The organism is Nonomuraea sp. NPDC049378 (assembly GCF_055586745.1).
In genome coordinates this window covers 160,817-187,364 of the sequence record NZ_JBVJHP010000005.1, presented here as the reverse complement: position 1 = coordinate 187,364, position 26,548 = coordinate 160,817, and the positions used below count along the sequence as shown (strand labels likewise).

At 70.9% G+C, this 26,548-nt stretch carries 26 protein-coding genes; 13 read left to right on the top strand and 13 right to left on the bottom strand.

Annotation, left to right across the window (positions count from 1 at the left end):
* Positions 1 to 52: 52 nt before the first annotated feature.
* Positions 53 to 754: an endonuclease/exonuclease/phosphatase family protein gene (locus ACZ6SA_RS12975; RefSeq protein WP_347643081.1), complete on the bottom strand. Its 702-nt coding sequence runs from the start codon at positions 752 to 754 to the stop codon at positions 53 to 55.
* Positions 755 to 952: 198 nt separating this feature from the next.
* On the opposite strand from ACZ6SA_RS12975, the gene ACZ6SA_RS12970 reads away from it, so the two are divergent.
* Complete coding sequence (locus ACZ6SA_RS12970) at positions 953 to 2,221, top strand: prenyltransferase/squalene oxidase repeat-containing protein (protein ID WP_347643080.1); 1,269 nt, start codon at positions 953 to 955, stop codon at positions 2,219 to 2,221.
* Between the two features lie 124 nt (positions 2,222 to 2,345).
* A complete protein-coding gene (locus ACZ6SA_RS12965) occupies positions 2,346 to 2,702 on the top strand; it encodes an AraC family ligand binding domain-containing protein (RefSeq protein ID WP_347643079.1) in 357 nt (118 codons plus the stop codon).
* 3 nt (positions 2,703 to 2,705) lie between these two features.
* Here ACZ6SA_RS12965 and ACZ6SA_RS12960 read toward each other — a convergent pair whose 3' ends face one another.
* Entirely contained in the window at positions 2,706 to 3,176 is a 471-nt protein-coding gene (locus ACZ6SA_RS12960) for a hypothetical protein (protein ID WP_347643078.1), read from the bottom strand.
* A gap of 343 nt (positions 3,177 to 3,519) precedes the next feature.
* Entirely contained in the window at positions 3,520 to 5,226 is a 1,707-nt protein-coding gene (locus ACZ6SA_RS12955) for an ExeM/NucH family extracellular endonuclease (protein ID WP_465827976.1), read from the bottom strand.
* Positions 5,227 to 5,331: 105 nt separating this feature from the next.
* Between ACZ6SA_RS12955 and ACZ6SA_RS12950 the strand changes: the two genes are divergently transcribed.
* Complete coding sequence (locus ACZ6SA_RS12950; protein ID WP_347643076.1) at positions 5,332 to 6,531, top strand: pentapeptide repeat-containing protein; 1,200 nt, start codon at positions 5,332 to 5,334, stop codon at positions 6,529 to 6,531.
* A gap of 12 nt (positions 6,532 to 6,543) precedes the next feature.
* On the opposite strand, the gene ACZ6SA_RS12945 is transcribed toward ACZ6SA_RS12950, so the two are convergent.
* Positions 6,544 to 6,993 carry an SRPBCC family protein gene (locus tag ACZ6SA_RS12945; RefSeq protein ID WP_443151482.1) on the bottom strand — a complete coding sequence of 150 codons (450 nt, stop codon included), beginning with the start codon at positions 6,991 to 6,993 and terminating at the stop codon, positions 6,544 to 6,546.
* Complete coding sequence (locus tag ACZ6SA_RS12940; protein WP_347643074.1) at positions 6,971 to 7,312, bottom strand: ArsR/SmtB family transcription factor; 342 nt, start codon at positions 7,310 to 7,312, stop codon at positions 6,971 to 6,973. Before ACZ6SA_RS12940 ends, ACZ6SA_RS12945 begins: the two co-directional genes overlap by 23 nt.
* A 129-nt stretch (positions 7,313 to 7,441) precedes the next feature.
* On the opposite strand from ACZ6SA_RS12940, the gene ACZ6SA_RS12935 reads away from it, so the two are divergent.
* On the top strand, positions 7,442 to 8,113 hold the full coding sequence (locus ACZ6SA_RS12935) for a permease prefix domain 1-containing protein (protein WP_465827974.1): 672 nt from the start codon (positions 7,442 to 7,444) through the stop codon (positions 8,111 to 8,113).
* A 13-nt stretch (positions 8,114 to 8,126) separates the two neighbouring features.
* Here the strand turns inward: ACZ6SA_RS12935 and ACZ6SA_RS12930 are convergent, their stop codons facing one another.
* Positions 8,127 to 8,462, bottom strand: a complete 336-nt coding sequence (locus tag ACZ6SA_RS12930; protein WP_465827973.1) for a helix-turn-helix transcriptional regulator — start codon at positions 8,460 to 8,462, stop codon at positions 8,127 to 8,129.
* A gap of 99 nt (positions 8,463 to 8,561) precedes the next feature.
* Between ACZ6SA_RS12930 and ACZ6SA_RS12925 the strand changes: the two genes are divergently transcribed.
* From ACZ6SA_RS12925 to ACZ6SA_RS12890, 8 genes are all read left to right on the top strand, one after another.
* On the top strand, positions 8,562 to 9,731 hold the full coding sequence (locus ACZ6SA_RS12925; protein ID WP_465827971.1) for a cytochrome ubiquinol oxidase subunit I: 1,170 nt from the start codon (positions 8,562 to 8,564) through the stop codon (positions 9,729 to 9,731).
* Positions 9,732 to 9,745: 14 nt separating this feature from the next.
* Positions 9,746 to 10,510: a cytochrome d ubiquinol oxidase subunit II gene (locus tag ACZ6SA_RS12920; protein WP_465827970.1), complete on the top strand. Its 765-nt coding sequence runs from the start codon at positions 9,746 to 9,748 to the stop codon at positions 10,508 to 10,510.
* 6 nt (positions 10,511 to 10,516) lie between these two features.
* The gene (gene cydD, locus ACZ6SA_RS12915) at positions 10,517 to 12,403 is read left to right on the top strand and encodes a thiol reductant ABC exporter subunit CydD (protein ID WP_465827968.1); all 1,887 of its coding nucleotides are present in this window, start codon (positions 10,517 to 10,519) and stop codon (positions 12,401 to 12,403) included.
* Positions 12,400 to 14,184: a thiol reductant ABC exporter subunit CydC gene (gene cydC, locus ACZ6SA_RS12910; RefSeq protein WP_465827966.1), complete on the top strand. Its 1,785-nt coding sequence runs from the start codon at positions 12,400 to 12,402 to the stop codon at positions 14,182 to 14,184. The genes cydD and cydC overlap by 4 nt, the downstream gene beginning before the upstream one ends.
* Positions 14,185 to 14,279: 95 nt before the next feature.
* Positions 14,280 to 14,903 (top strand): hypothetical protein, encoded by a 624-nt coding sequence (locus tag ACZ6SA_RS12905; RefSeq protein ID WP_347643067.1) that lies wholly within the window; start codon positions 14,280 to 14,282, stop codon positions 14,901 to 14,903.
* Positions 14,900 to 15,223, top strand: coding sequence for a transcriptional regulator (locus tag ACZ6SA_RS12900; RefSeq protein ID WP_347643066.1), 324 nt, complete (start codon positions 14,900 to 14,902; stop codon positions 15,221 to 15,223). Before ACZ6SA_RS12905 ends, ACZ6SA_RS12900 begins: the two co-directional genes overlap by 4 nt.
* Positions 15,220 to 16,110 (top strand): ABC transporter ATP-binding protein, encoded by an 891-nt coding sequence (locus tag ACZ6SA_RS12895; RefSeq protein ID WP_465827964.1) that lies wholly within the window; start codon positions 15,220 to 15,222, stop codon positions 16,108 to 16,110. The genes ACZ6SA_RS12900 and ACZ6SA_RS12895 overlap by 4 nt, the downstream gene beginning before the upstream one ends.
* Positions 16,103 to 16,843, top strand: a complete 741-nt coding sequence (locus ACZ6SA_RS12890) for an ABC transporter permease (protein ID WP_347643064.1) — start codon at positions 16,103 to 16,105, stop codon at positions 16,841 to 16,843. The genes ACZ6SA_RS12895 and ACZ6SA_RS12890 overlap by 8 nt, the downstream gene beginning before the upstream one ends.
* Positions 16,844 to 16,909: 66 nt before the next feature.
* Here the strand turns inward: ACZ6SA_RS12890 and ACZ6SA_RS12885 are convergent, their stop codons facing one another.
* The 6 genes from ACZ6SA_RS12885 to ACZ6SA_RS12860 all read right to left on the bottom strand — a co-directional run bounded on the left by ACZ6SA_RS12885 (position 16,910) and on the right by ACZ6SA_RS12860 (position 23,184).
* On the bottom strand, positions 16,910 to 18,130 hold the full coding sequence (locus ACZ6SA_RS12885) for a S1C family serine protease (RefSeq protein WP_465827962.1): 1,221 nt from the start codon (positions 18,128 to 18,130) through the stop codon (positions 16,910 to 16,912).
* 222 nt (positions 18,131 to 18,352) lie between these two features.
* Positions 18,353 to 19,888 (bottom strand): AMP-binding protein, encoded by a 1,536-nt coding sequence (locus ACZ6SA_RS12880; protein WP_465827961.1) that lies wholly within the window; start codon positions 19,886 to 19,888, stop codon positions 18,353 to 18,355.
* A 114-nt stretch (positions 19,889 to 20,002) separates the two neighbouring features.
* A complete protein-coding gene (locus ACZ6SA_RS12875; protein WP_465827960.1) occupies positions 20,003 to 20,587 on the bottom strand; it encodes a hypothetical protein in 585 nt (194 codons plus the stop codon).
* A 134-nt stretch (positions 20,588 to 20,721) separates the two neighbouring features.
* Positions 20,722 to 21,543 carry a MetQ/NlpA family ABC transporter substrate-binding protein gene (locus ACZ6SA_RS12870; protein ID WP_465827958.1) on the bottom strand — a complete coding sequence of 274 codons (822 nt, stop codon included), beginning with the start codon at positions 21,541 to 21,543 and terminating at the stop codon, positions 20,722 to 20,724.
* Positions 21,544 to 21,553: 10 nt separating this feature from the next.
* Entirely contained in the window at positions 21,554 to 22,210 is a 657-nt protein-coding gene (locus tag ACZ6SA_RS12865) for a methionine ABC transporter permease (RefSeq protein ID WP_347643059.1), read from the bottom strand.
* Positions 22,207 to 23,184, bottom strand: a complete 978-nt coding sequence (locus tag ACZ6SA_RS12860; RefSeq protein WP_347643058.1) for a methionine ABC transporter ATP-binding protein — start codon at positions 23,182 to 23,184, stop codon at positions 22,207 to 22,209. The genes ACZ6SA_RS12865 and ACZ6SA_RS12860 overlap by 4 nt, the downstream gene beginning before the upstream one ends.
* Positions 23,185 to 23,561: 377 nt before the next feature.
* On the opposite strand from ACZ6SA_RS12860, the gene ACZ6SA_RS12855 reads away from it, so the two are divergent.
* Positions 23,562 to 23,999 carry a MarR family winged helix-turn-helix transcriptional regulator gene (locus ACZ6SA_RS12855; RefSeq protein WP_465827956.1) on the top strand — a complete coding sequence of 146 codons (438 nt, stop codon included), beginning with the start codon at positions 23,562 to 23,564 and terminating at the stop codon, positions 23,997 to 23,999.
* A gap of 101 nt (positions 24,000 to 24,100) precedes the next feature.
* Here the strand turns inward: ACZ6SA_RS12855 and lon are convergent, their stop codons facing one another.
* Entirely contained in the window at positions 24,101 to 26,458 is a 2,358-nt protein-coding gene (lon, locus tag ACZ6SA_RS12850) for an endopeptidase La (RefSeq protein ID WP_443151495.1), read from the bottom strand.
* Positions 26,459 to 26,548: the final 90 nt, after the last annotated feature.

Below are 26,548 nucleotides of genomic sequence, written 5' to 3'. Positions count from 1 at the left end.
TTGGTACGTCTGTGACGGATAGAACTCATTACCCTGCCCGGTGATTCCGGCTCTACGCCAGAGCGAACTCCACCACCTGGGCGGGGTGGTCGGAGAAGGTCTCGACGGTCTTCAGCGTCACCGCACGCGCCCCTTCGCTGTGCAGCACGGCGTCGCGCCCCGTCGAGTGAACCGGCTCGAGAGGCAGGTCGAGCAGGTCCCGCCTGGAGGTGTTGAAGTCGCCGCCCACGAACGTGAGGGGCAGCATGACCCGCTCGATCTCCTTGCCCGCCCGGTCCCAGATGTGGCTGAAGGCCGGGTCCTCGGCCCGGCGCCCGAACCGTCCGAAGGGCACCATGTGCAGGGCGGCGACCGCGATCATGCGGCCGTGCCAGGCCATCCGGGCGGTCATCAGGCCCTTGTCGAAGGAGCGCAGGCCGTTCGCGGCCAGCTCGGGGTTGGGCAGGATGACGCGGTTGACGCCGTCGAGGGGGAGCCTGGCCGCCAGCGCGATGCCGGCGGAGCCCGGCACGTGCATCGCCTGCGACAGCACGTGGCCGGCGACGTGCCGCAGCGGGGTCTGCCCGGCGATCGACTCCAGCATCGGGGAGCGACCGCCGCGGAAGGGCACCTCCTGGAGAGCGATCACGTCCAGGTCCAGCTCCTGGATCAGCCGCACCACGTCGTGCGTGCCCGTGTCGTCTCCGTCGCCCTTCCAGCCCTCCCGGACGTTCCATGTCCCGACGCGCAACCCGCGCGCCGGCGGTTGATTCACGTGCGCCATTGCACGCCGCCTTCTGTATGGGGGTCGTCCACCGGACGACTCCGTCGTCGTCCGGATGCGAGCAAGCCTACGATGCGACACGCCGGGAGGACACTCCAACCGATTGAGCATCCTTGTGACGCCAGCCCTCATTGCCGCGATAAAAGGATATGAGGTCAATCGTGTACCGCTTGGGGGAACATGCCTGGAGTGGTGGGTCAGGAGGAGCCTGACGTCCAGCGCGGCCTGCGCCGGGCGGAGCAGTGGCTGCGATCGTGTTACAAGTCCTCGCCGGCCTCGTCCGGGTGGGGTCACCACGTCGACGAGGATCCGACGGAGTGGGGCGGGACGCTCGACGGCATCCGCGGCATGCTGGCGATGAAGGCGGAGCCCACCTCGGAGATGCTGACCAGCGCGGCCGGCTGGCTACGCGGCCGGCAGAACCCCGACGGCGGCTTTCCCGCCAGGGAGATGAAGTACTCCCCCGCCGAGGCCACCGCGTGGGTCGTCATCGCGCTGCGCGACATGGGCTGGCACTGCGGCAACGACGAGCACGTCCGGCGGGCCGTGGACTACCTGCGCCAGTGCGTGGACGAGCAGGGCGCCGCGGCCACCACGAAGGACGACATCGGCAACCCGCGCACCCTGCCCACGGCGCTCACCCTCTGGGCGCTGTCCCTGCAGGACCGCCTGGACGACATCCGCGGGCAGATCACCACGCGGCTGCGGCACATGCAGGAGCCCGAGAGCAAGGGCTGGGGCATCACGGTCGGCGCCGCCCCCAACGCCGCCACGACGGCGCAGGTCCTGCACGCCGTACGGCTGGCCGGGGTGCCGGAGGACTTCGACTGGGTCAGGGAGGGCGTGACGTACCTCCTTGATCGGCAGAAGGCCGACGGGTCGTGGGAGAACAGCTACGACGAGTGGTTCACGGCCGCCCTGGACCGCACGCCGTGCCGGTGTGTGCACTTCGGCACCGGCTGGGCCCTGCTCGCCCTCACCGACTTTCCCTCCGATCCGCGCTGCCAGGAGGCGGCGGAGCGGGCGGTGCGCTATCTGATGGAGCGCCAGCGCCCCTCCGGCGCCTGGCTCTTCGAGGAGTACGACCCGACGGAGTTCGTCTGGTGTACCACGCAGGTCATGGTCGCGCTGACGAAATGGCTGGAGATCCGCCGCACGCGGCCGGTTGGAACGGTGGAAACCCGGCGGGCCGCCGAGCGGGCGAGCGCGGCACGCCGGCTGGCCGCATGGACACGCGAATCGTTTCTCTACCTGGCTTTCGGCGCTTTGTCCGTGGCCCAAACATGGGAATTCATCCAGCCGGTACTGTCGGCCGTCCTGACCGGATTCAAGATAGACGTCGAGGGCATCTGGACCAACCTCATCAGCTCCGTCCTGTGGGCGGGCCTCTGCCTCGCTCTGGCCTGGCTCGGCAAGCGGATCCACAAAGGAAAGGCCGGCGAACGCGAGGTTCATTGATAACCGCGTTCGAAGATGAAAGAATTTAGGTTTGTACGTTCGGCCACGCGCGGTCAGAGCACGGCCTAGGCTCCCAGTGGAGCACCGGCAGGTTCACAGCCCTCCACGGACCGGGAAGGTGAGGATGAGCACCCACGTGTTCTTCGAGCCGCACGAATGGAGCTTCCAGAAACTCGGGCATAGGGGCAAACTCTTCGAGTCGAGCAGCGCGGTGACGAGCAGCAACCACCTCATCATCGAGATCGACGGCCGCCTTCCCGCGTGGTTGTGCCAACTGGAGTGCGACTTCGTCTACTACGTCCTCGAGGGCCACGGGACGTTCCACATCGAAAACCGGCAGGAAAACTGCAAGCAGGGCAATCTCGTCACCATTCCGAGAGGCACGAAGTTCACCTACGAGGGCGACGCGCTGAAGATGTTGCTGACCTCGACGCCGCCGTGGGGGCCTGCGCAGGAGCGGGTCTTCGACGACGAGGACTGACGCTCACGCTCCGGTGAGCACGTCGAGCAGCGAGCCGAGCTTGTCCATGATCTCGCCCTCCGCGAGGTGCCGCATCGACCGCGACGGCGGCATCCGCGTCCCCGAGGGCACCAGCACGTGCGAGAAGCTCCGCCGCACCGGGCCCCTGACCACCATGGTGGCGGTCATCGGATCCCGCCCGGGCGCGGCCAGCACACGATGATAGGTGTCACGGTGCATCCGGTAGAACGACCCCGCCGTGACCTCCGCGTCGAGTGACACGCCGAGCGAGACGCGGCCGGTCCGCGCGAAACCGTAGTCGCCCAGCACGCCGCCGGGCGGCATCGTGGACTCGTAACAGTCGTAGGTCTCGCCTTCCCGCGCCCGGTGCAGCAACTGGAAGCGCAACGATCCGGACAGCACGAGCGAGCTGAAATCCCATGCGTGATTATGAATGGTCTCGTCCGAAACAACGCCGGCCCACCAGAGATGCACCCGGACTTCCAGCCCTTGGGGCTCGCGGTGCAACGAAATCCGGTCGAAGCCATTCGGATGCGCGTACGAACGCGCCGCCACCGTTTTCCGCTGCTCCGCGTCACCGGCGAGATTTCCGAGAGCCATCCGCAGCACGGCGTGGGCCCTCTCGGGCGACAGAGCCTCCGCGCTCACAGGGTAGGCGCCGGTGACCGGTGAACTCGTGAGGCGATTGAACGCGTGGCCGCCCATCAAACCCTCTTGACGTCAGTAAGATCCCCTTGCGTTGAGATTACGACTCCTCACACAGCTAGAAAAGGGGGACAGTTTGCCAAATATCATCTGCTGTCCCCCTTCTGCTGTTTTACCGTCCGCCGCCGGGCAAGGTCAGCCCGACGACCAGGGGGTCGTGGTCGGAGGAACGGTAGGCGTCCGGCCGGTAGAGATCGGGCGGGTTGAACTCGGTGTTGTAGTCGCGGATGCGGGGCTCGTCGGCGTTGATGTGCCAGATCGTCGCGCCCGTCACCCTCCTGCGCAGCTCCCCGCCGACGAGCACGTGGTCGAGCTCGCCCGCGAGCCCGTCGAACACGTAGCTGTAGCGCTGCCGCGCGGGCACGAACTTCTTGGTCACGCTGGTCAGGCCGCCTTTCTCGAGGGTCCTGATCGGGTCCTCCTCGCCGTAGGCGTTGAGGTCGCCGAGCACGATCGGGCCTGGCAGGTCCGCGACGACGCCGAGCAGCGCCCGGGCCTGGGCGACGCGGGTGGCGTTCCAGCAACCCTGGCCGTCGCCCTGGTCGGCGTCGGGACCGCTGGAGGGGCAGCTGCCCTTCGACTTGAGGTGGTTGACCACCATCGTGAACGGCCGCCCGCCGCTCTTCCCGCGGAACGTCTGGATCAGCGGCGGCCGGCTGAACACCGCGTCCCGCGACGCCCGGGGCTCCCCCACCGGGGCCAGCCTGGCGGGCTTGTAGATCAGGCCCACCTGGATGGCGTCGGTGCCCGGGTGGGGGTGGGCGAGCGCGGCGTACGTGCCCGCTCCGACCTCGGCGTTGACGGCGTCCACGAGCGCCTGGAGCGCGGTCTGGCCGTTGTTCTCGACCTCCATGAGAGCCACCGCGTCGGCGTCCAGGCCCTTGAGCGCGGCGACCAGTTTGGCCAGCTGGCGCCGCTGCTCCTCGGCGTCGCCCGCCCCGCGCGAGCCGAGCGTGGTGAACCAGTTGAGGGTGTTGAACGAGGCCACCTTCACGTTCCCGGCCACCGGGGACGGCCTGCGCGGGCGCGGATTGGCGGGCCTGTACGCGATCGGCTTCGTGGGCTGCAGCCGGTACGCGCCGAACCCGTACCCGAGCACGCCCGTGAGCCCGGAGGCCACGTCGCCGGCGCGCACGACGGGCGGCAGCGTGGCCGGGTTCTCCCTGGTGGAGCCGTCGTCGACGAGCAGCGAGCGGCGGGCGTTCCGCGCCGGGTCCACGCCCGGCCGGTCGGTCGGCTGGTAGAGCCTGCCCTGGGCGGAGAGCGTGACCTCGCCGTAGCGGCCCAGGTTGTAGTGCTCGCTGACGGTCAGCGGCTGCGGGAACGTCAGCAGGGTGTTCTCGACGGCCTCGAGCTCACCGGAGGGCAGCCGGTACGGCCGCGCCGCCACGCGTCCCGTGCCGCACACGTCCACGGCGGTGACCGGCGACAGCTCCGTCCACCCGTTGAACTCGGTGGCCCGTCCGGTGACCAGCACCCGGTCGCCGGGCTTGACGTCCCTGACCGGCTCCCCCGCGTACGCGAAGAGCCCTTCGGAGGTCCGCGGGTCGGCGTCCGGCCGGGGATCCTGCAGGAAGAAGCCGCCGAGCTGGTCGGTCCGCTGGAAGTCGCCGGTGACGACGCCCTCGACCCGCACGGTCCGGCCAGCCAGCGGGGTGGCGTCGCCGTCGCCCTGGACCTGGGAGATCCGGTGCGTGGCGGGGGTGTCGCAGGGAGCGGCCGGCGCGGCGAGGGCCGGTGTGGCCGGCGCCGCGAGGAGGGCCGCGGGCATGGCCGCCACGATCAGGGCGGTCAGGGATGCTCGGGATAAAGCGCGCATGTCCGGCACAATAGAGGGTAATTGGCCCGCATTTTTCCACATAAAAGTGGATAGAACGTTAAATCATCGAACCTTGACATGCGCCGTCGCGGGTATGACGACCCCATGGACTGGGTCACCTGCGCGCATTCCGTCAGCTGCACCGGGGTCGCCGTCCCTCCGGCCGGCCACTGCCTCGCCCACCTCTCCCCTGACCGCCTGTCCGAAGCACTGGGCGAGCTGCGCCCCGGCCGCCTGCTCGACCTGCGCGGCACGACCGTCACCGGCGAACTGCTGGCCCAGGTCATGGAGGCCGCCGGCGGCAGGCCGGGCCGGGCGCGCTTCGACCGCGCCCGGTTCACCGGCGACGTCCGGCTGCCGGGCGTGACGTTCGCGGGCGACGTGTCGCTCGACGAGGCCAGGTTCGACCGGCTGGCCTCGTTCTTCGGCGCCCGGTTCGAGGGCAACGTGTCGCTGGCCGGCGCCAGGTTCGCCCGCGAGCTCTCCTTCCACGGCGTCACCGTGCGCGGGCACGTCTCGCTCGACCGGTCGCTGATGTCCCGCGACGCGCTGTTCAGCCAGGCCGTGTTCGGCCACGGGCTGTCGTGCGAGCGGGCCAGGTTCGACGGGTACGCCGCCTTCGACGGCGCCAGGCTCGGGGGAGCCGCCTTCAGGGGGACGCGCTTCGGCCGCACGCTCTCGTTCCGCAAGGTCATGGGGAACGCGGGGTTCGACGCCGCCCACTTCGCGGCGGACGCGTACCTGTCGGCCACCGGCCGGCTCTCGGCGGCGAGGGCCCGCGCGGACGGCCTGCTCGACGTGGTCGTCGCCCGCTGCGGCGTGGACCTGCGCGGAGTGTCGGTGTCGGGCCCGACGACGCTGCGGCTGACCGACTCGCAGGCCGACCTGGAGGGCGCGGTGCTGCGCGGCCCCGCCGTCGTGACGGGCACGGGCAGTTCCACGCTGACCTCGCTGCGCCGGGTGGACGCCGGCGACCTGGCGCTGTCGGGGCTGGACCTGTCGGCGTGCCGGTTCGCCGGGCTGGCCCATCCCTCGGGGGTGCGGGTCAAGGACTGCGTGTTCGCGCTCACCCCGCGCGGCGTACGGGTGAGCCTGCGCCGGCCGATGGTGCGCTGGTTCTCCCGCCGCCGCGCGCTGGCCGACGAGCGCACCATGCGCGCGGACCAGGGAGATCCCGCCGCGACGCCGGCCCACCTGGCCGCCCTCTACGCCGGGCTGTCCGAGGGCGACCACGCCACCTCCGCCGACTTCGCCTCCGCCGCCGTGGAGATGCGCCGCCTGGCCGGCCATCGCTGGTGGTCGTAGGCCGCGGGCCCCTCAGAGCCCGTCCACGACGGCGGTGATGGCCCGGAAGACGGCGTTGCGCCAGCCGCCGCCCATGATCCGGCGCGACAGCTGCTGCAGCTCGTCGTCCGGGTCGAAGCCCTCGTGGTCGAGGAACAGCCGCGTGCCCCTGCCCTCGGGCACGAGCCGCCAGGTGACCGTCCAGTCGGCGAGCTTGCCGTCGCTCCAGCTGATCTTCAGCAGCCGCTCCTGCCGGATCTCCAGCACCTCGCAGTGGACGACGCCGTCGAAGCCCACCTGTTTCTTGGGCTCCGTGGTGAACGTGAACCGGTGCCCGACCTCCGGCTTGAAATCGTTGGGCATCAGCCAGCGGGCGACCAGCTCGGGCTCGGTCAGCGCGCGCCACACCTTCGCGGGCGGGTGCGCGATGAACTGGTCGACCCTGATCGCGCGCAGGTCGTCAGCCGTCGTGTCGTGGGGCATCGTCGTCCTCCATCTCGTCGAGCACGGTCGTGAGGGTGGCGAGCCTCTCCCGCCAGAACCGTTCGTACGGGCTGAGCCAGTCGCGGATCTCCATGAGCGGCGCCGCCTCCAGCCGGTAGTGCCGTTCGCGCCCCTTGCGCGTCTCCGACACCAGCCCCGCGTCCCTGAGCACCCGGAGGTGCTCCGACACGCTGGGCCTGCTCATGTCGAACCGTTCGGCCAGCCGGCCCGCGGGCTGCGCGCCCTCGTCGCGCAGCAGGCGGAGCAGCTCGCGCCTGGCCGGGCTGGCCAGCGCGGTGAACACGTGGTCGGGCGTCATGTCTGGGCGGGAGAGATCAGCATGTCGGACACTATACGTAGGATTTTTCCTACATATCAAGCCCGCCCTGGGAAACATCGGGGAAATCCCGGATGGGCCCCCGGGTTCTCACTCCCTAGACTTGACCTCATGCGTATCGACGACTACGTGGCCGATCTCGACCGCGCCCTGGCCGGCCCGCACGGCCTGAAGCGTGACCTGGTCGTCGAAGCACGCGACAGCCTGACCGACACCGCCGACGCGCTGGAGTCGGAGGGCCTGGACCGGGCCGAGGCGGAGCGGGCCGCGGTGGCCGAGTTCGGGGAGGTCGCCAGGATCGCTCCCGGCTACCAGGCCGAGCTGACCGCATCCGCCGGCCGGCGGCTCGGCGTCCTGCTGTTCGCCGGCCTGCCGATCACGGTGCTCATGTGGTCTCTGCTGTGGCGCCTCTACCCGCCCAGCGACGACACCTGGACCTACCAGCCGGAGTGGTACCACACGCTCTCGCTGCTGCTCGACGGCGTCCAGCTGGCCACCGGCGCGTACGGCGGGATCGCGCTGTTCGCGCTCAGCCGGGGCGCCCGGTGGGTCCACAGGCCCCGGCTCGTGACGAGGTCGCTGGGGTGGATCGTGTGGGCGTCGCTGCCGATCACCGGCGGCCTGGGGCTGGTGCTCTCCTACGGCACGAAAGACCCCAACAGCCTGGAGGCCCTGCCCGCCATGCTCGCCAACCTGGTGACCTGGGCCGTGTGGGGGATGCAGATCTATTGCGCCGCCCGGTGCATGCGCATCACCCGCGCCCCGCGGCCGCCCGCCGCCTGACGCGCCCGCTCTCTCACCCTGGCGCGACGGCGTTCGCGCGCAGGACGCCGCCGATCACCTGCGTGAACTCCCGCCAGGCCGAGCGCTCGCCCTCGAGCTGCTTCCTGCCCGCGCCGGTGAGCCGGTAGGTGCGGCGCCTGCGGCCGCCGACGGTCGCCCACTCGCTGGCGAGGTAGCCGATGCGCTCCAGCCTGCGCAGCGCGGGATAGACGGTGCCCGTCGGCACGTTGAGCGCGCCTCCGCTGCGTTCCTGCAGCGCCTCGATGATGGCGTAGCCGTGCAGCGGCTCCCGCTCCAGCACGGAGAGCAGCAGCGCGTCCATGTGTCCGCGTAGCGCGTCCGGGTTCATGGTTCCGATCCTAGACATCCGTCTCGCATATAGACAGCCTACATGTAGGCTGTCTATATGTAGGCTGTCTAGAGTAGGCAGCACAACAACGGAGTCGTGATGGATGTACTCGACCTGGCCCGCACGCAGTTCGCGGTGACGGGCAGCCTGCACTTCCTGTTCGTCGTGCTCACGCTGGGACTGGCGCCACTGGTGGCGATCATGCACACGCGATGGGCGATCTCGGGCAGGCCGGTGCACGAGGGAATGACGCGCTTCTGGGGGCAGATCTACGTCGTCAACTACGCGCTGGGCATCGTGACCGGGCTGGTGATGGAGTTCCAGTTCGGGCTCGCGTGGAGCGGGCTGGCCCACCACGCGGGCGACGTGTTCGGCGCGCCGCTGGCCATGGAGACCCTCGTGGCGTTCTTCCTGGAATCCACGTTCCTCGGGCTGTGGATCTTCGGGTGGGGCCGGCTGCCCACGTGGGCGCACGTGGCGTGCATCTGGCTCGTCACGCTGACGGCGTACGCGAGCGCCTTCTTCATCATGGTGGCCAACTCCTTCCTGCAGAACCCGGCGGGCTCCGTGGTGAGCGGCGGCCGGATGGTGCTGACCGACTTCGGCGCCCTGCTCACCAACAAGGCGCTGATCTTCGCCTTCCCGCACGTGCTCGGGGCCGGGCTGTTCACCGGGGGCATGGTGCTGGTGGGCGCGAGCGCGTACCAGCTGCGGCGCCGTACCAAGGAGCTGGAGTTCTTCACCCGGTCGATGCGCATGGGCGTGTACACCGCGGCCATCGGGATCCTCGTGACGCTGGGCTTCGGCTACGCGCAGTTCGGCGGGGTCGCCGAGGGCAAGTTCGACGGCAACGTGGGCGCCGCGCTGCCGCTCGCTCTCATGATGGAGGCCGGGCATCTGCTCGCGCTGGTCGTGCTGCTCGGGATGTTGCCGATGGCCGGCGTGCTGCACAAGTGGCGCTGGACCCACCCGATCCTGATGCTGATGACGCCGCTGCCCTTCATCGTGTCGATCCTGGGCTGGGCGGCCAGGGAGGTCGGGCGTCAGCCGTGGATGATCCGGGAACGGCTCACCGTGGCCGACGCCATGTCGCCCGGGCTGACCACGGGCATGGTCACGGCCTCGCTCGTCGCCTTCACCGCCGTGCTGGGGCTGCTGGCCGTCGTCGACTACGTCCTCATCGCCCGGATCGTCAGGCGGGGACCGCGCGAACCCGCCCTGGGCGCCGCCGCGGCGGACGAGCCGCGATCCCCCGCGCTGAGCTACTGAGGAGTGCGTGACCCATGGAAGTGATCTGGTTCGTCTTCTTCACGGTGCTGCTGGCCGGCTATTTCGCCCTCGAAGGCTTCGACCTGGGCGTGGGGCTGCTGCTGCCGGTCCTCGGCAGGACGCGGGAGACCCGCGACCGCATGGTGGCCGCCGTGGCCCCGTACGTGCTGGCCAACGAGGTGTGGCTGGTCGCCGTCGCCGGAACCCTGTTCGGGGTCTACCCGCTCCTGGAAGGCGAGGTGCTGTTCGGGCTGTACCCGCTGGTCGTGGCCATGCTGCTGAGCTGGGTCGTGCGCGACGCCGGGCTGTGGTTCCGGCGCAGGCTCGACGGCTCCGCGTGGCGGGGCTTCTGGGACGCGGCGATCGCGTTCGGGTCCTTGGGGCTCTCGTTCGGCTGGGGAATGGCCCTGTACGCGGCGGCCACCGGGTTCGCGTCACCGCCCATCCACCCCCTCGGGGTGCTGCTGGGCGTGGTGATGACGCTGCTGTTCGCCCTGCACGGATGGACGTTCCTCGCCTGGCGCACGCCGGGCGAGTTCGGCGGCACGCGGTCGGGGCGGGCGCTGCTGGGAACGGGACTGGTCGCCGCGATCCCCGCGCTGGGGGTGCTGGCGGGCGCGATGCCGTACCTGCTGGGGCACAGCGCGCCCCCCGCCACGCTGAATGTGCTCAGTCTCATGGTGCTGCCGTTCGCACCCATCATGCTCGGCGCGCAAGTATGGGTATGGCGGACTTTCCGTCCAGGTAAGGACGCCTTCCGGTTCCCGTCGTTCTTCTGAGGGCACGTGCACAAGGATCTCCTGCGGCTCATGCGGGCCGAGCGCTCGGTCCGCCGCCATCTCGCCGTCACCCTGGCCGCGGCCGTGCTGGCAGGGCTGCTCGTGCTGGTGCAGGCCGAACTCCTCGCCGGGGTGCTGTCCGGCAGGTTCACGGCCGCCGCGCTGGCCGTCCTCGCGGGAGTGGTGTGCGTACGCGCGCTCCTTGCCTGGTCGCAGGGTGTCTTCGCCGGGCGCACCGCGACCGGCGTGAAGTCGGCGCTGCGCCACCGGCTGCTCGCACGCCTGCGCGAGCTGGGACCGGGCAGGCTCGCCGCGCACCGCTCCGGCGAGCTGGTCACGCTCGCCGGGCGCGGCCTCGACGGGCTCGACGCCTACCTGACCGGCTACCTGCCCGCCGTCGCGGTCGCCGCGGTCGTGCCCGTGGCCGTGCTCGTCCGGTTGTTCGCCGCCGACCTCGCCAGCGCGGTCATCGTGCTGGTCACGCTGCCGCTGATCCCCGTCTTCGGGGCGCTGGTGGGCATGACGACCAAGGCGGTCACCGAGCGCCAGTACCTCGCGTTGTCGCGGCTCGGCGGCCACTTCCTCGACGTGGTGCGCGGGCTGCCCACCCTGCGGGCGTTCGGCCGGGCCCGCTACCAGGCGGGCGTCATCCGGCAGGTCGCCGACGCCCACCGGAGCGCCACCATGCGGACGTTGCGGGTGGCGTTCCTGTCGTCGCTGGTCCTGGAGCTGTGCGCGTCGCTGTCGCTGGCGCTTGTCGCGGTGCCCATCGGGCTGCGGCTGCTGGGCGGGTCGCTGGACCTGACGACGGCCCTGCTGGTCCTGCTGCTGGCGCCGGAGGCGTACCTGCCGCTGCGGGCGATGGGGACGCGGTTCCACGCGTCCATGGAAGGGGTGGCCGCCGCCGACGCGGCCTTCGCCGTGCTCGACCGTTCCGCCTCCGGCGACCCCGTACGCCGCCCGGCAACGTCCCCGGAGACGGGCACGCCCGGGTCCGGGGCTCCGTCGGCGGCCAGCGCGCCGGAGATCCGGCTGGAGAACGTGACGGTCCGCTACCCGGGCCGGGACGGCGCCGCGCTCGACGACGTCTCCCTCACCATCGGCCCGTGCGAGCGGGTCGCCCTCGTCGGCGAGAGCGGCGGGGGCAAGAGCACGCTGCTCCACCTCATCCTCGGCTTCGTCCATCCGTCCGAGGGACGGGTGCTCATCGACGGCACGGACCTGCGCGAGCTCGACCTGGCGAGCTGGCGGGCGCGGCTGGCGTTCGTGGCGCAGCGGCCGCACCTGTTCGCCACCACCGTGGCCGGCAACATCCGGCTCGGCGCGCCGTCGGCCTCCCTCGATGAAGTGCGCAGGGCCGCCGCGGCCGCGCACGCCGGCTTCGTGGCCGACCTGCCGAGGGGGTTCGACACCGTGGTCGGCGAGCGCGGGGCCGACTTCTCGGCGGGCCAGCGGCAGCGGATCGCGCTGGCGCGGGCCTTCTGCCGTCCTGACGCCTCCGTGCTGCTGCTCGACGAGCCCACGGCCCGCCTGGACGGGCGGAGCGAGGCCGCCGTGGTGGCGGCCACCGCGGACCTGGCCCGGGACCGTACGGCCGTCATCGTGGCGCACCGCCCCGCGATGATCGACCTCGCCGACCGTGTCGTGCGCGTCCACGAGGGCCGCGTCGTCTCCGACACCACCCGCCCCGCCGCGACGGCGGACGCGGCCCGCATGCCCTCAGGAGGCGGGGCGGCGGACCTGGCCGGCGTCCCCTCAGCGGACGCGACCGGCGTCCCCTCAAGGGGCGGGATCGCGGACGCGACCGGCGTCCCCTCAGGACGCGGGGCGGACGAGGCGGCTCGGGGTGGCCGGCGGGTGGCGGATGTGCGGCGCGAGGAGGGCGGGCGATGAACCGGCGCATGGGGACGCGGCTCGCCTGGGCCGTACTGGCCGGGTCGGCGGCCGACCTGGCGGGGCTCGGGCTGATCGCCGCCGCCGCGTGGCTGATCACCAGGGCGGCCGAACAGCCGCCGCTGGCCGCGTTGAGCGTGGCGATCGTGGCGACCAGGGCGTTCGCCACCGGAAAGGGCGTCTTCCGCTACGCCGAACGGCTCACAGGTCACGACGTCGCGCTCCGCGCCCAGGCGGGCACCCGTGAGCGGCTCTACCGGGCCCTGATCCCGCCGCAGCGCCCCCGGCACGGCGGCGCCGACCTGCTCAGCCGCATGGTCGACGACACCGAGGCCGTGCAGGACCTGCTGGTCCGCTGCCTGCTGCCCGCCGCGGCGGCCGCGATGGCCGGGCTGGCCGCCGTCGTCATCGGGCTGACCATCCTGCCGGTGGCGGCGCTGGTGCTGGTGGCCGGCCTGGTGCTGGCCGGCGTGGTCCTGCCCGCGGGCACGGCCGCCGCCGCGCGCCGCTGGTCGGCCAGGATCGCCCCGGCGAGGGCGGCGCTGGCGGGGCGGGTGGCGGACCTCGTCCACGGCGCCGCCGACCTGGCCGCCTACGGCGCCGACGACGCGGCGCTGGCCAGGGCCCTGGCCGCGGACGAGTCCCTGGCCGCACTCGAACGCCGCCAGGCCCGCGTCCATGCCGCCGCCCTGGCCGGAGGCACCCTGGTGCAGGGGCTGACGGTGGCGGCCGTCGTCCTGCTCGCCCAGGGGGCGGGCGCCGGCTCCGTCGGGACGGCGGTGCTGGCGCTGACGTCCCTGGTGGCCTTCGAGCCGGTGCTGCCCCTGGCGGCCGCGGGCGAGCGCATGACGGGCATCACGGCCGCGCTGCGGCGGCTGCGCGAGGTCCGCTCCGCCGAACCGGCGGTCGGCGAGCCCGCCGCACCCGCGCCGGTGCCCGGCGGACCCCTGACCGTCGAGATCGACGATCTGGTGGTGCGCCACGCCGCCAGGGAGGCGCCCCCGTCCGGTGTCCCGTCGTCCCCCGGCGCCGCTCCGGCAGCCGGTGAACACACCCCCAGGCCGCCCGGTTCCCGGGGCACGGCGGGCGGCGCCGGCGGCCGGCCGGCGCTGGACGGGGTGTCGTTGCGGCTCACGCCCGGCAAGCGGGTCGCGGTCGTCGGGCCGAGCGGGGCAGGGAAGAGCACGTTGCTGGCCGCCCTGATGCGCCTGGCGGAGCCGGAGTCGGGCACGATCACGGTGAACGGCACCGACCTGCGCGAATTCGCCGGTGACGACGTGCGGACGCTGATGACGGGGCTCACCCAGGACCCCTACATCTTCCGTGCAGGCCTGCGCGACAACCTGCGTCTCGCGGGCCCCGAGGCGGACGACGAGGACCTGCGGCGCGCCGTACGGGATGCCAGGCTCGAGGCGTGGGTCGAGCGCACCGGCTGGGACACGGAGCTGGGCGAGGACGGCACCACCGTGTCCGGCGGGCAGCTGCAGCGGCTGGCCCTGGCCAGGGCGTTGTTGTACGACCCTCCCGTGCTGCTGCTCGACGAGCCCGCTGAGGCGCTCGACGAGGAGACGGCCGACCGGCTCATGGCCGACCTGCTCGACGTGACCAGGGACCGCACCACGCTGCTCGTGACGCATCGGCTCAAGGGCCTGGAGGCGGTCGACGAGGTCGTCGTGCTCGACGAGGGCCGCGTCATCCAGCGAGGCCGCCATGACGAGCTCGTCTCCGTACCCGGCTACTACCGGGATCTGTGGGAGTCCGAGGTCCTGACCAGGCGTTAGGCCGGCACCGCTCCGAACGCCCGCTCCCCGGGGTGGAGTTGGCATGGCAATCTGGTTTAAGCTACAAACCAGTTTGCGACATCGAGGAGTTTGCATTGGTAGACGATGACCGGGCGCCGAGCCCCGAGGAGATGCTCCGCGTCATCGAGGAGCAGCGCACCGCCACCACGAAATGGCTCTCCGGCGACCCGCTGCTGCTCTACATGCCCTGGGGCGTGGCCTGGCTGATCGGCTTCACCGCGTTCTTCCTGCACTACGGGCTCGACGAGCGGGCGTACGCGCCGATCTCCCAGATGCAGGCGCTGGCGGTGCTGATGGCCGCGCAGATGGTGGCGGGCGCGATCGCGGCGTTCGGCATCGTGCGGATGAACAGCCTCGTCCGGGGCGAGAGCTCGGCCCGCGGCGCGATGTTCGGCTACGCGTGGATGGCGGGCATGCTGCTCATGGTCGTCATCTGTTCCAGGCTTGGCCCCCTGCTGCCGCCCGACGAGACCGGCCTGCTCTGGGCGGGCACGTCGCTGCTGGTGGTGGCGGTGCTGCACATGGCCGGCGGCGCGATCTGGCTCAACTGGCCGATGTTCTTCGTCGGGGCCTGGGTCGCCGCCGTCAACGCGCTGGGCGTGCTGCTCGGCGCGGGCTGGCACGCCCTGCTGACGGCCGTGCTGCTCGGGGGCGGATTCATCGTGGCGGGCGTCTGGCTGCGGCGGCGCGAGAGGTGAGCGGGGACAAGGCACTGCCCGATCTCGACCCGGTGATCCACGCGCAGGCCAGGCTGCGGGTGGTCGCCGCGCTCAACGTGCTCGCCGACGGCGACGAGATGGCCTTCGGCTCCATGAAGGAGCTGCTCGGCATGACCGCCGGCAACCTGTCGGTGCACCTGACGAAGCTGGAGGAGGCCGGATACGTGCGGATCACCAAGACGCACAAGGGCCGCACGCCCGTCACGTTCGTGGCGCTGACCAGACGCGGGCGGCTGGCCTTCGAGGAATACACCAAGGCGATTCGCGCCCTGCTCGACAACGCTGGAGGCGTTACATGACCGTCCTCGCCCAGGCGGCCGAGGTCACCCGCCGCTACGGAGACGTGCTCGCGCTCGACCGCGTCTCGCTCGACATCCGCGCGGGCGAGCTGGTCGGGCTGCTCGGCCCCAACGGCGCCGGCAAGTCCACCCTCATCAACCTGTTCGTGGGGCTGCGCCGCCCGTCCTCCGGCACGATCACGCTGTTCGGCGGCTCGCCGCAGGACCCGGCCGTGCGGCGCCGCATCGGCGTGACCCCGCAGGAGACGGGGCTGCCCGAGACGTCACGTGTCGGGGAAATCGTCGACTTCGTCTCGGCGCACTTCCCCGAGCCCTGCGACAAGGACGAGCTGCTGTCCCGCTTCGGCCTGAGCGACCTGGTCAAGCGGCAGGTCGGCGGCCTGTCCGGCGGCCAGAAGCGGCGCCTGGCCGTGGCGCTGGCCTTCACCGGCAACCCCGAGCTGGTCTTCCTCGACGAGCCGACGACCGGGCTCGACGTCGAGGCCAGGCGCTCCCTGTGGGACGGCATCGCCTCCTTCCACGACGAGGGCGGCACCGTGCTCGTCACCAGCCATTACATCGAGGAGATCGAGGCTCTGGCCAGGCGGGTCGTCGTGGTGGGCCACGGGCGCGTGCTGGCCGACGACACGATGGAGTCCGTACGCGACATCGTGGGGGTGCGGCGCGTCTCCTTCACCGCCGACCTGCCCGACGTGGCGCGGCTGCCGGGTGTGCTCGGCGCCGAGCGCGACGGCGACGGCCGGGTCAGCCTGGTGACCACCGACCCCGACCGGCTGGTCGTCGAGCTCGTGACGGGCGGCACGCCGTTCACCGGTCTCGAGATCAAGCCCACCACGCTCGAAGAGGCGTTCCTCGCCATCACCTCGAAGGAGGCCGCGCATGTCTAGCATGGTCGCCGCCCACACCCGCTATCTCATGACCGAGCAGATCAGGGTGCCCATCGGGCTCCTGGCCAGCGCGCTGTTCCCGGCCATCTCCATGGTGGCGTTCGTGGTGCCGATGGCGGGCGACCACGCCCAGGCGGCCACGATGGCATCGGCGTCGATGATGTTCTTCGGCGCGACGTCCGGCGCGCTGATCGGGCTGAGCATCGCCGTCGCCACGGACCGCGAGCAACCGTGGAACGCCTACCTGCGCACGCTTCCCGCGGGCCCGTTCCCGCGCTTCGCCGGGCGGATGGTGTCGACGCTGGCCGTCATGCTCGCCTCGGTGGTGCCCGTGCTGCTGGTGGCGGCGTTCCTGACGGAGGCGACGATCACGCCGCTCAGGCTGCTGGCCGGGCTGGGCGTGCTGGTCGCCTGCGGGATCCCGTTCATGCTGATGGGATTGTTCCTCGGCTACGTGCTGCCGTCGAAGGCCGTGATCGCGGTGTCGCAGCTGCTGTTCTTCCCGCTCGCGATCCTCGGCGGGCTGCTGGTGCCACCGGCCTACCTGCCCGACTTCATCGGGGTCGTCTCGCCGTACACGCCGATGAGGGGCGCGGCCGAGCTGCTGTGGGCGGTGACGGCGGGCTCCAGCCCTGACCTGGTCTCGGTGGTCATGCTGGCCGTGTGGACCGTGGCCGCGGCGGTGGCCGCCGGATGGGCCTACCGCCGCGACGAGGGCCGCCGATTCTCCTGATATGGGGGGTGTGCCGCCGAGTCCGCAGCGATCTCAACGGCACACCCGTCCATGAGGGGGTCCTTGTTATTTTTTCTCTTCGAGGGTGACGGTGACCTCGCCGGCCTTGCCGTCCCTCATATATGTGATCTTGACCTCTTGGCCGGGTTTGAAACCTCTGACCTGTCCCACCACAGTATCTCCGCCGTCAACCGCCTTGCCGGCGATCTTGGTGATGAGGTCGCCCTCCTGCAGACCGGCCTTCTCCGCCGGGCTGCCCGCCGTGACCTGCCGGACCAGGGCGCCCGGCACGTCGCCGGTGGCGTCGGTGACGCTCACGCCGAGGAAGGCGTGGGTGACCTTGCCACTGGTGATGAGCTGCTCGGACACCTGCTTGGCGGTGTTGACCGGGATGGCGAAGCCGACGCCGCCGCCGGCCGCCTCGGAGGCGATCGCGGTGTTGATGCCGACCAGCTCGCCCGCGGCGTTCACCAGCGCGCCGCCGGAGTTGCCCGGGTTGATCGAGGCGTCGGTCTGGATCGCCCCGCCGATCGTGGTGCCGCTGCTCTCCTGCTGCTGCTGGGGCCAGCCCGGCGGGAGTTGCTGGCGCGGCTCGTCGCCGGTGGTCAGCGTACGGTCCAGCGCGCTGACGATGCCCGCCGTGACCGACCCGGCCAGGCCGAGAGGGCTGCCGATGGCGAGCACGGCGTCGCCCACCTTGAGCTTGTCGCTGTCGCCGAGCGTGGCCTTGGGCAGCCCCGAGACCCCTTCCGCGCGGATGACCGCGAGGTCGGTGGCGGGATCGGTGCCGACGGCGGTGGCCTTGGCCGTCTTTCCGTCGCTGAACTTGACGGTCATCTGCCCGCCGCCGGGCTCCACCACGTGGTTGTTGGTGAGGATGAGGCCGTCCTCCGACAGCACGACTCCCGAGCCCTCACGGGTCTGGCCCTTGATCATCACCACGGTCGGCTGCACCTTCGCCGCGACGTCGGCGACGGTCAGCTGGTCGGCGGCGGGCTTGAAGACGGGGCTCGGCGTTCCGGTGCTGGCGACCGGCTCGGGCTGGAACGAGGTGGCCACGGCGGCGCCCACGACGCCGCCGCCGACGGCCACCGCGGCCAGTGCCAGCCCGGCGATCGCCTTCCTGCCGGCGGAGAAACCCGGCTTCTTCGGCGGCGCGGGCGGCGGGGGCGGCGGCTGCTCCATCCTGATCGTGTCGCGCCGGGGAAAGCCCCCGGCGGACGGCGGGGTGGCCCCGAACTGGCTCCACCCGCCGGTGCTCTGCTCGCGAGGCTCGTTCGCGTCCATTCGTCCATCTCCCTCAAGTCCCGATGACTCAAGAGTGCCAAGTCACGCGTAAGAGCCGTTTAAGGTCGTGATCGGCCGCGTCGGGGCGCTTTGACATGTCGTTTATCACCGCTGGTCAAGGGCCGGTCGCAGGGAGCGAGATCGTGGTCAGAAATTTTTCGCGGACGGCGGCCCTGCCCTGCTCGCGGCCGCCGCCGGCGCTTTCCGACCGTGGCCGAACTTTTACGTTCGCGCCGGCCAGTACTCGTCCCGCAGCAGGCGCTTGTAGAGCTTGCCCGTCGGGTGGCGGGGCAGCTCCTCGCGGAAGTCGACCGATTTGGGACACTTGTAGTGCGCGAGGCGCTCGCGGCAGTACGCGATCAGCTCCGCCTCCAGCCCTGGGCCCGCCTCGGCCATGGACGCCGGCTCGACCACCGCCTTGACCTGCTCCCCCATCTCCTCGTCCGGCACGCCGAACACCGCCACGTCGGCGACCTTCGGATGCACCGACAGCACGTTCTCGGCCTCCTGCGGGTAGATGTTCACCCCACCCGAGATGATCATGTACGAGCGGCGGTCGGTGAGGTACAGGAAGCCGTCGGCGTCCAGGTAGCCGATGTCCCCCAGGGTCGTCCAGCCCCTCCCCCGCGGGTCCTGCGCCGCGCGGGTCTTGCCGGGGTCGCCGTGATACTCGAAGCGGCCGCCGTTCTCGAAGTAGATCGTGCCGTGCTCGCCCGGCGGCAGGTCGTTGCCGTCCTCGTCGCAGATGTGCACGATGCCGAGCAGGGAGCGGCCGACGGTGCCCTTGCGCCGGAGCCAGTTCTCGGAGTCGACGTAGAGGAAGCCGTTGCCCTCGGTGCCCGCGTAGTACTCGTGGATGATCGGGCCCCACCAGTCGATCATCTGTTCCTTGATGGGGATGGGACAGGGGGCGGCGGCGTGGATCGCATACTTGAGCGAGGAAATATCGTATTTTGCGCGGGTTTCTGGCGGGAGCTTGAGCATCTTGATGAACATCGTCGGCACGAGCTGCGAGTGCGTCACCCCGTACTTCTCCACCAGCGCCAGGTACTGCTCGGGGTCGAAGCGCTCCATCACCACCACCGTCGCGCCGAGCCGCTGGAACGTCAGGGAGTAGCGCAGCGGCGCGGCGTGGTAGAGCGGCGCCGGCGAGAGGTAGACGCTGCCGGACGACGGCGCGAAGAGGGCCTCGATGAGCTTGAACAACATCCCGGGCTCGGTGAGCGGGCCGTGCGTGGAGGCCGTCTTGACACCCTTCGGCCGCCCCGTGGTGCCGGAGGAGTAGAGCATGTCCGCCCCGAGGCACTCGTCGGCGATCGGGGTGACCGGCTGCTTCGCGACCGCCTCCTCGTACGACGCGAAGCCGTCGGCCACGCCGTCGAGCATGAGCCGCAGCTCGACGCCCGGCGTGGCGTCGACGATCGAGGTGGCGACGCCGGCCAGGTCGGCGCTCGAGATGAAGACGCGGGCGCCGCAGTTGCCGACGATGTAGGCCAGCTCGTCGGCCTGCAGCCGCGAGCTGACGGGCGTGTAGGACAGGCCCGAGCGGTGTGCGGCCCAGGCGATGGCCAGGAAGAGCGGATGGTTGGCGAGCATGAAGGCGATGTGGTCGCCCGGCCGCAGTCCCGCCGCGCGGAACAGGTGGGCCAGCCGGTTCGACTCCTCGTCCAGCTCGCGGTAGGTGACGACCTTCCCGGAGCCCGCCATGATCACAGCGGGCTTGTCTGGGGTGGCTGCTGCGATGGCTCCCGGATACATGAACAGAACAGTATTCGGTCGCCTGCCCTCCCGCCATAACCCGATTCGCGGGCTTCCTCCGGCATGGCGAAGCCGCGGCCCCGTCGTCGAGGCCGCGGCTCCTACGCCGCCGTGTCAGGCGCCCGCGTGGAAGACGTCCTGCCAGCCGCTGTGGTGGCCGGCCGGGTGGTGACGGCCGCCCCTGCTCACGTCCACGTAGATGTGGTCGACGTCCGTGGCGTGGAAGGAGAAGCGCCTCGGGTGCCTGTCGCAGTTGCGGAACCGCTCGACATACGAGGAACCGTCCTCACGCACAACCTTGAACGTTTCCCACGCGCACTTGTTCTGGCCCCACCATTTGTGGTTGGAGAGGGTGCTGCGCACGGTGTAGGAGTGGTCGTACCGCCACTGCCACACGTGCTTCTTGATTTTCTTCACGACCCACTTGCAGTGCTTGTGGCCCTTACGGTCCTCCCAGCACACCTGCTTCTTCACCGGCACCCACTTCACGTACCAGTGCTTGACGCGCTTCTTGTCGACCGCCACGTGGCCGGATGCCTCGGCCTTGTGGTCGGTGGAGTCATAAGGTCCCCAGCTCACGTAGTAGGAGCGGGTTTCGGATGCCGTGCCGCCTGCCGTCGCGTTCGCGGCGGCAGGAGCGATGAGCGCCACCAGAAGGGCGGCGACGACGCCGAGCATGATTCGCGAGACGAATCGCACTTGGGCCTCCTCGGGAGAGGTTTTGCTGACCCTGTTTTAATACGCCCGGCGGATTGCGCGCCGCTTACAAATGACTTGCCACCGCAATGGCATTGATCACCCGTTATTCCCGGCCGTCACACGCGTTCTCGATATCATTCTGCGGGAATCACCGAGCCGGCGTACTTCTGCTGGATGAAATCCTTGACCCGCTGGTCCCGCAGCAGCTTGCCGAGGGTCACGATGTTCGCGTCCTTCTCGTGGCCCGCCCGCACGACCAGGCCGTTGACGTACGGGTTGCCCTCGCCCTTCTCCAGCACCAGCGCCTGCGACGCGGGCTTGAGCCCGGCCTCGATCGCGTAGTTGCCGTTGATCACCGCGGCGTCGACGTCCTCCAGCGAGCGCGGGAGCTGCGCCGCCTCCAGCGGCTGGAAGCGCAGGTTCTTCGGGTTCTCCGTCACGTCGCGCTCGGTGGCGGCGGTGCCCGCGCCGTCCCTCAGCTTGACCATGCCGTGGTCGGCCAGCAGCTTGAGCGCGCGGCCCAGGTTGGTGGCGTCGTTCGGGACGGCGACCGTGGCGCCCGCCGGCAGCGCCTGCGGCTCGGTGATCTTCTTCGAGTACAGGCCGAGCGGCTCCAGGTGGACCGGCGCGGCGAAGGCCAGCTCGGTGCCCTTGGAGGAGTTGAAGTCGTCGAGGTACGGCTTGTGCTGGAAGTAGTTCGCGGTCAGCAGGCCCTCGTCGAGCTGCGTGTTCGGCTGCACGTAGTCGGTGAACTCCACGACCTCCAGCTTGAGGCCGGCGGCCGGGGCCAGGTTCTCCTTGACGAAGCCGAGGATCTCGGCGTGCGGCACCGGGCTGGCGCCGATCTTGAGCACGCTGTCGGCCGACTCGGCTTCCTTCGTGGCGGACTGTGACGTACCGCATGCGGCGAGCGACAACGCCAGCGCAACCGCACCCACAATGCGACCAAATTTCATGATTCTTTCCTTACTTGTGCGATAGGCGCCTGGCGACCCAGTCGCCCAGGCTCTGCAGGAGTTGCACGATCACGATGAGCACCACGACGGTGACGATCATCACCAGCGTCTCGAACCGCTGGTAGCCGTACCGGATGGCCAGGTCGCCCAGCCCGCCGCCGCCGATCGTGCCGGCCATGGCGGAGTAGCCGATGAGCGCGACCACGGTCACGGTCAGGCCCGCCACGAGTCCGGGCAGCGCCTCGGGCAGCAGCACCTTGCGCACGATCGCCGCGCGGCCGGCGCCCATGGCCTGGGCGGCCTGGACGACGTCCGTACCGACTTCCCTGAGGGCCGTCTCGACCAGCCGCGCGAAGAACGGCACCGCACCGACCGTGAGCGGCACCACCACGGCGGCGGTGCCGATCGTGGTGCCGACGACGAGGCGGGTGAACGGGATGATCGCGATCATCAGCACGATGAACGGCAGCGAGCGCCCGATGTTGACCACGAACCCGAGCGCCTGCTTCAGCGCCGGCATCGGCCGGAGCCCGCCGCGGTCGAACACCACGAGCGCCACGCCGAGCGGCAGCCCGAACAGCACGGTGAACAACGTCGACCAGCCGACCATCTGCGCCGTCTCCACCGTCGCCGGCCACAGCAGGGGCAGCATCTCCTCCCAGGTCATGCGGCCCTGCCTTCCCTGGTCTCCCCCGCGACCTCGACGATCAGCCCGCAGTCACGCAGGTACGCCAGCGCCGCACCGGTCTCGGCTCCGTCGAGCGCGACGCGCAGCCGCCCGGCCGATCCGCTCGCCAGTTCCTCGATCGAGCCGCCCAGGATGCTGACGTCCACGTCGAACTTCCGCACGACCTCCGACACGACCGGCCGGCCCGGGTCACCGGTGAACGTCAGCGTCACCACGCCGGGCCGGGCGGGCTCGGGCAGCGGGAAGATCTCCCTGGTCAGGCGGGAACCCGGCGTCCTGATGAGGTCGGCGACGGCCCCCGACTCCTCGATGCGTCCCTCCGACATGATGGCGACGGAGTCGCAGACCGTCTTGACGACGTCCATCTCGTGAGTGATGAGCAGGATCGTCAGGCCCAGCTCGGTGTTGAGCCGCTTGAGCAGGGCGAGGATCGACTGGGTGGTGGCCGGGTCGAGGGCGGAGGTGGCCTCGTCCGACAGCAGCACCGACGGGTTTCCCGCCAGCGCCCTCGCGATGCCGACCCGCTGCTTCTGCCCCCCGGAGAGCTGGTGGGGGCGGTCCTTGCCGCGCCCGTCCAGCCCCACGAGGGCCAGCAGTTCGGCGACCCTGCGCCGGCGCTCGGCCCGCGGCACGCCCATGACCTCCAGCGGGAAGGCGACGTTGCCGGCGACCGTGCGCGAGGAGAGCAGCGCGAAGTGCTGGTGGATCATGCCGATGCGCTGCCTGGCCCGGTTCAGCTCGCCGTCGCCGAGCGCGGTCAGATCCTGGCCCGCGACCGTGACGGTGCCCGCGGTGGGGCGTTCGAGCAGGTTGACGCAGCGCAGCAGCGTGCTCTTGCCCGCGCCGCTCTGGCCGAGCACGCCGTGGATCTCGCCTTCGCGCACGTGCAGGTCGACACCGTCCAGGGCGACGGTCTCGCCATAGTGTTTGCGCAGGCCTGAAGCCTGGATCACGGATCATCCCCACCACTGAGGGCGGCCGTCGTCGGGGCCGCGGAAACGTACAGGATCGAACAGCAGGTGGCCGGCGTTCAGCGCATGCCCGGGTGGAAGGGCAGGTGGCTCAGCCTGCGCAGCACGAAACCTGGTGTGATCATGAGGACCTTCGAGGAGAACGGGCGGACGGGGTGCTCTAACGGGCCGGCATTCGCCCCATACGCATGCGACAACACGAGGCGCCCCGGCGGGCGCCCTGGTCGTTCGCGTATGCCTCGTTCACGCGGTTGCTAACGACGCGGCGAGATGCCCCCATTCCCCGGTCGGCGCGTGATTCGTGTCACTTCGCGATTTATATCGCTGGAGATGCATCGGTAGCGATATAATGTCCTGCCATGGTCATGAACACCGCGAGACTGCGCAGGCTGGGGCGGCGGCTGGTGGAGCTGTCGATGTCGACGGGCGACGAGGGAGAGCCGATGTTCACCCCCGGGGAGGAGGCGGTCTTCGAGGACGTCCTGCGCCATCCGGGGAGCACGGTCGGCGAGATCCACGCCCGCACGGGATTCGCCCAGAGCCACGTGTCGGCCTCGGTCGCCCGGATGCGCGAGCGCGGCCTGCTGGCCACCGAACCCGACCCGGACGACGGCCGGCGCACCCGGGTGCGCGTCCCCGACACCACCGTGCAGGCGTTGTTCCGCCGGGCCACCACACCCGTGGCGGAGGTGGTACGCCGGGCCGTACCGGACGGGGAGGACGCCGAACGCGCGGTCTCGCTCCTGACGCAGCTGGAGGCCCTGCTGGTGACGGACGGCTCACACGGCCGGGACTGACACTCCCCGGCCAGGGCCGGGTACGACATCCCGCCGCCGAACGGGCGCAGACACGCCGCCCGCCGTACCCGGACATGTTCGGATACGGCGGGCGGTGGGGGTCAGGCCGCCACGGAGGAGGCGACCTGAGCCGGGGTGAGCGCGAGATCCAGGACCTCGCGCACGTCGCTGACCGCGTGGATGGTCAGCTCGTCGCGGACCTCCTCGGGCACGTCGTCCAGGTCCGGCTCGTTACGGGCCGGGATGAGGACGGTGGTGATGCCCGCGCGGTGCGCGGCCAGCAGCTTCTGCTTGACGCCGCCGATCGGCAGCACCCGCCCCGTCAGCGAGATCTCGCCGGTCATGGCCACGTCACCCCGGACGAGCCGCCCCGACAGGAGCGAGGCCAGCGCGGTCGTCAGCGTCACACCGGCCGAGGGGCCGTCCTTGGGGACGGCACCCGCGGGGAAGTGCACGTGGACCGAACGGTCCTTCAGCGCGGTGACCGGCAGCTCCAGCTCCGCGCCGTGCGAGCGCAGGTAGGACAGCGCGATCCGGGCCGACTCCTTCATCACGTCGCCCAGCTGGCCGGTCAGCGTGAGGCCGGTCTCGCCGGTCTCCGGGTCGGCCATCGACGCCTCCACGTAGAGCACGTCGCCGCCGGCGCCGGTGACCGCCAGGCCGGTGGCCACACCCGGCACCGAGGTGCGCTGGCGGGACTCGGGCAGTGACGACTCCGGCACGAACCTCGGCCGCCCGATGTAGCCGACCAGGTCGTCCTCGCCGACCGTGACGGGCAGCTCGTCCTTGGCGGTCACCTTGCGCAGGATCCTCGCGACCGACCGCTCCAGGGAGCGCACGCCGGCCTCGCGGGTGTATTCGGCGGCCAGCCTGCGCAGCGCCGCCTCCTCGACCGTGACCTCCTCGGCGGTCAGCCCGGCCAGCTCCAGCTGCCTGGGCAGCAGGTGGTCGCGGGCGATCGCGACCTTCTCGTCCTCGGTGTAGCCGTCGAGCGTGACGACCTCCATCCGGTCCAGCAGCGGCCCGGGGATGGCCTCCAGGACGTTGGCCGTGGCCAGGAACAGCACGTCGGACAGGTCGAGCTCGACTTCGAGGTAGTGGTCGCGGAACGTGTGGTTCTGGGCCGGGTCGAGCACCTCGAGCAGGGCGGCCGTGGGGTCGCCGCGGTAGTCGGCGCCGACCTTGTCGACCTCGTCGAGCAGGACGACGGGGTTCATCGAGCCGGCCTCGCGGATCGCGCGGACGATGCGGCCGGGCAGCGCGCCGACGTAGGTGCGCCGGTGACCGCGGATCTCCGCCTCGTCACGCACGCCGCCGAGCGCGACGCGGACGAACTTGCGCCCCATCGCCCGGGCCACGGACTCGCCCAGCGAGGTCTTGCCGACTCCGGGAGGACCGGCCAGCGCGAGCACGGCGCCGCTGCGGCGGCCGCCCACCACGCCGAGACCCTTGTCCTGGCGGCGCTTGCGCACGGCCAGGTGCTCGATGATGCGGTCCTTCACGTCGGACAGGCCCGTGTGGTCGGCGTCGAGCACGGCCCGTGCGCCTGCGATGTCGTAGGTGTCCTCGGTGCGGTCGTTCCACGGGATGTCGAGGATCGTGTCGAGCCACGTGCGGATCCAGCCGGTCTCCGGGGACTGGTCGGGCGTCCGCTCCAGCTTGTCGACCTCCTTGACCGCGGCCTCGCGCACCTTCTCCGGCAGGTCGGCCGCCTCGACGCGGGCGCGGTAGTCCTCCTCCTCGGTCTCGGAGTCGCCGTTGAGCTCCTTCAGCTCCTTCCGCACCGCGTCGAGCTGCTGGCGCAGCAAAAACTCGCGTTGCTGCTTCTCCATGCCCTCCTGGACGTCCTTGCGGATCGTCTCGGCGACGTCGAGCTCGGCGAGGTGCTCGCGCGACCACTCGACCAGCTTGGCCAGCCGGTCGGCGGGATCGGCGGCCTCGAGCAGCTCGACCTTCTGCGCCCTGCTCAGCCAGGGGGTGTAGCCGGAGCTGTCGGCCAGCACCGAGGGGTCGTCGATCTGGTTGACCTGGTCGACCACCTGCCAGGCCCCGCGCTTCTGCAGGATCGTCGTGGCCAGCGCTTTGTACTCCCTGGCCAGCTCCTGGGCGCGCTCGCCGGCGGCGACGGCGTCGATCGTGTCGGCCTCGACCCACAACGCGGCGCCGGGGCCTGTCGTGCCGGTGCCCACGCGGACGCGGTCGACGCCGCGCACCACGGCTGCGGGCTCGCCGCCCGGAAGCCTCCCGACCTGCTCGACCACCGCGCGCACGCCGATGGCGCCGTAACGGCCGTCGATGCGGGGAACGAGGAGGACCCGCGGCTTGTTGCCACCAGATGCACGGGCCGCGTCTATGGCAGCGCGCACGTCGGAGTCGGACAGGTCCAGCGGAACCACCATGCCCGGCAGGACGACCTCGTCGTCGAGCGGCAGGACCGGAAGGATCAAGCTCTCACTCATGCGAACTCCAAAGGGTTGAGTACATCCGACTCAATTCATCGGAGCCTCGGATTGTTCCCTTCCTTGCCGATGTTCGCTCACGGCGATCGT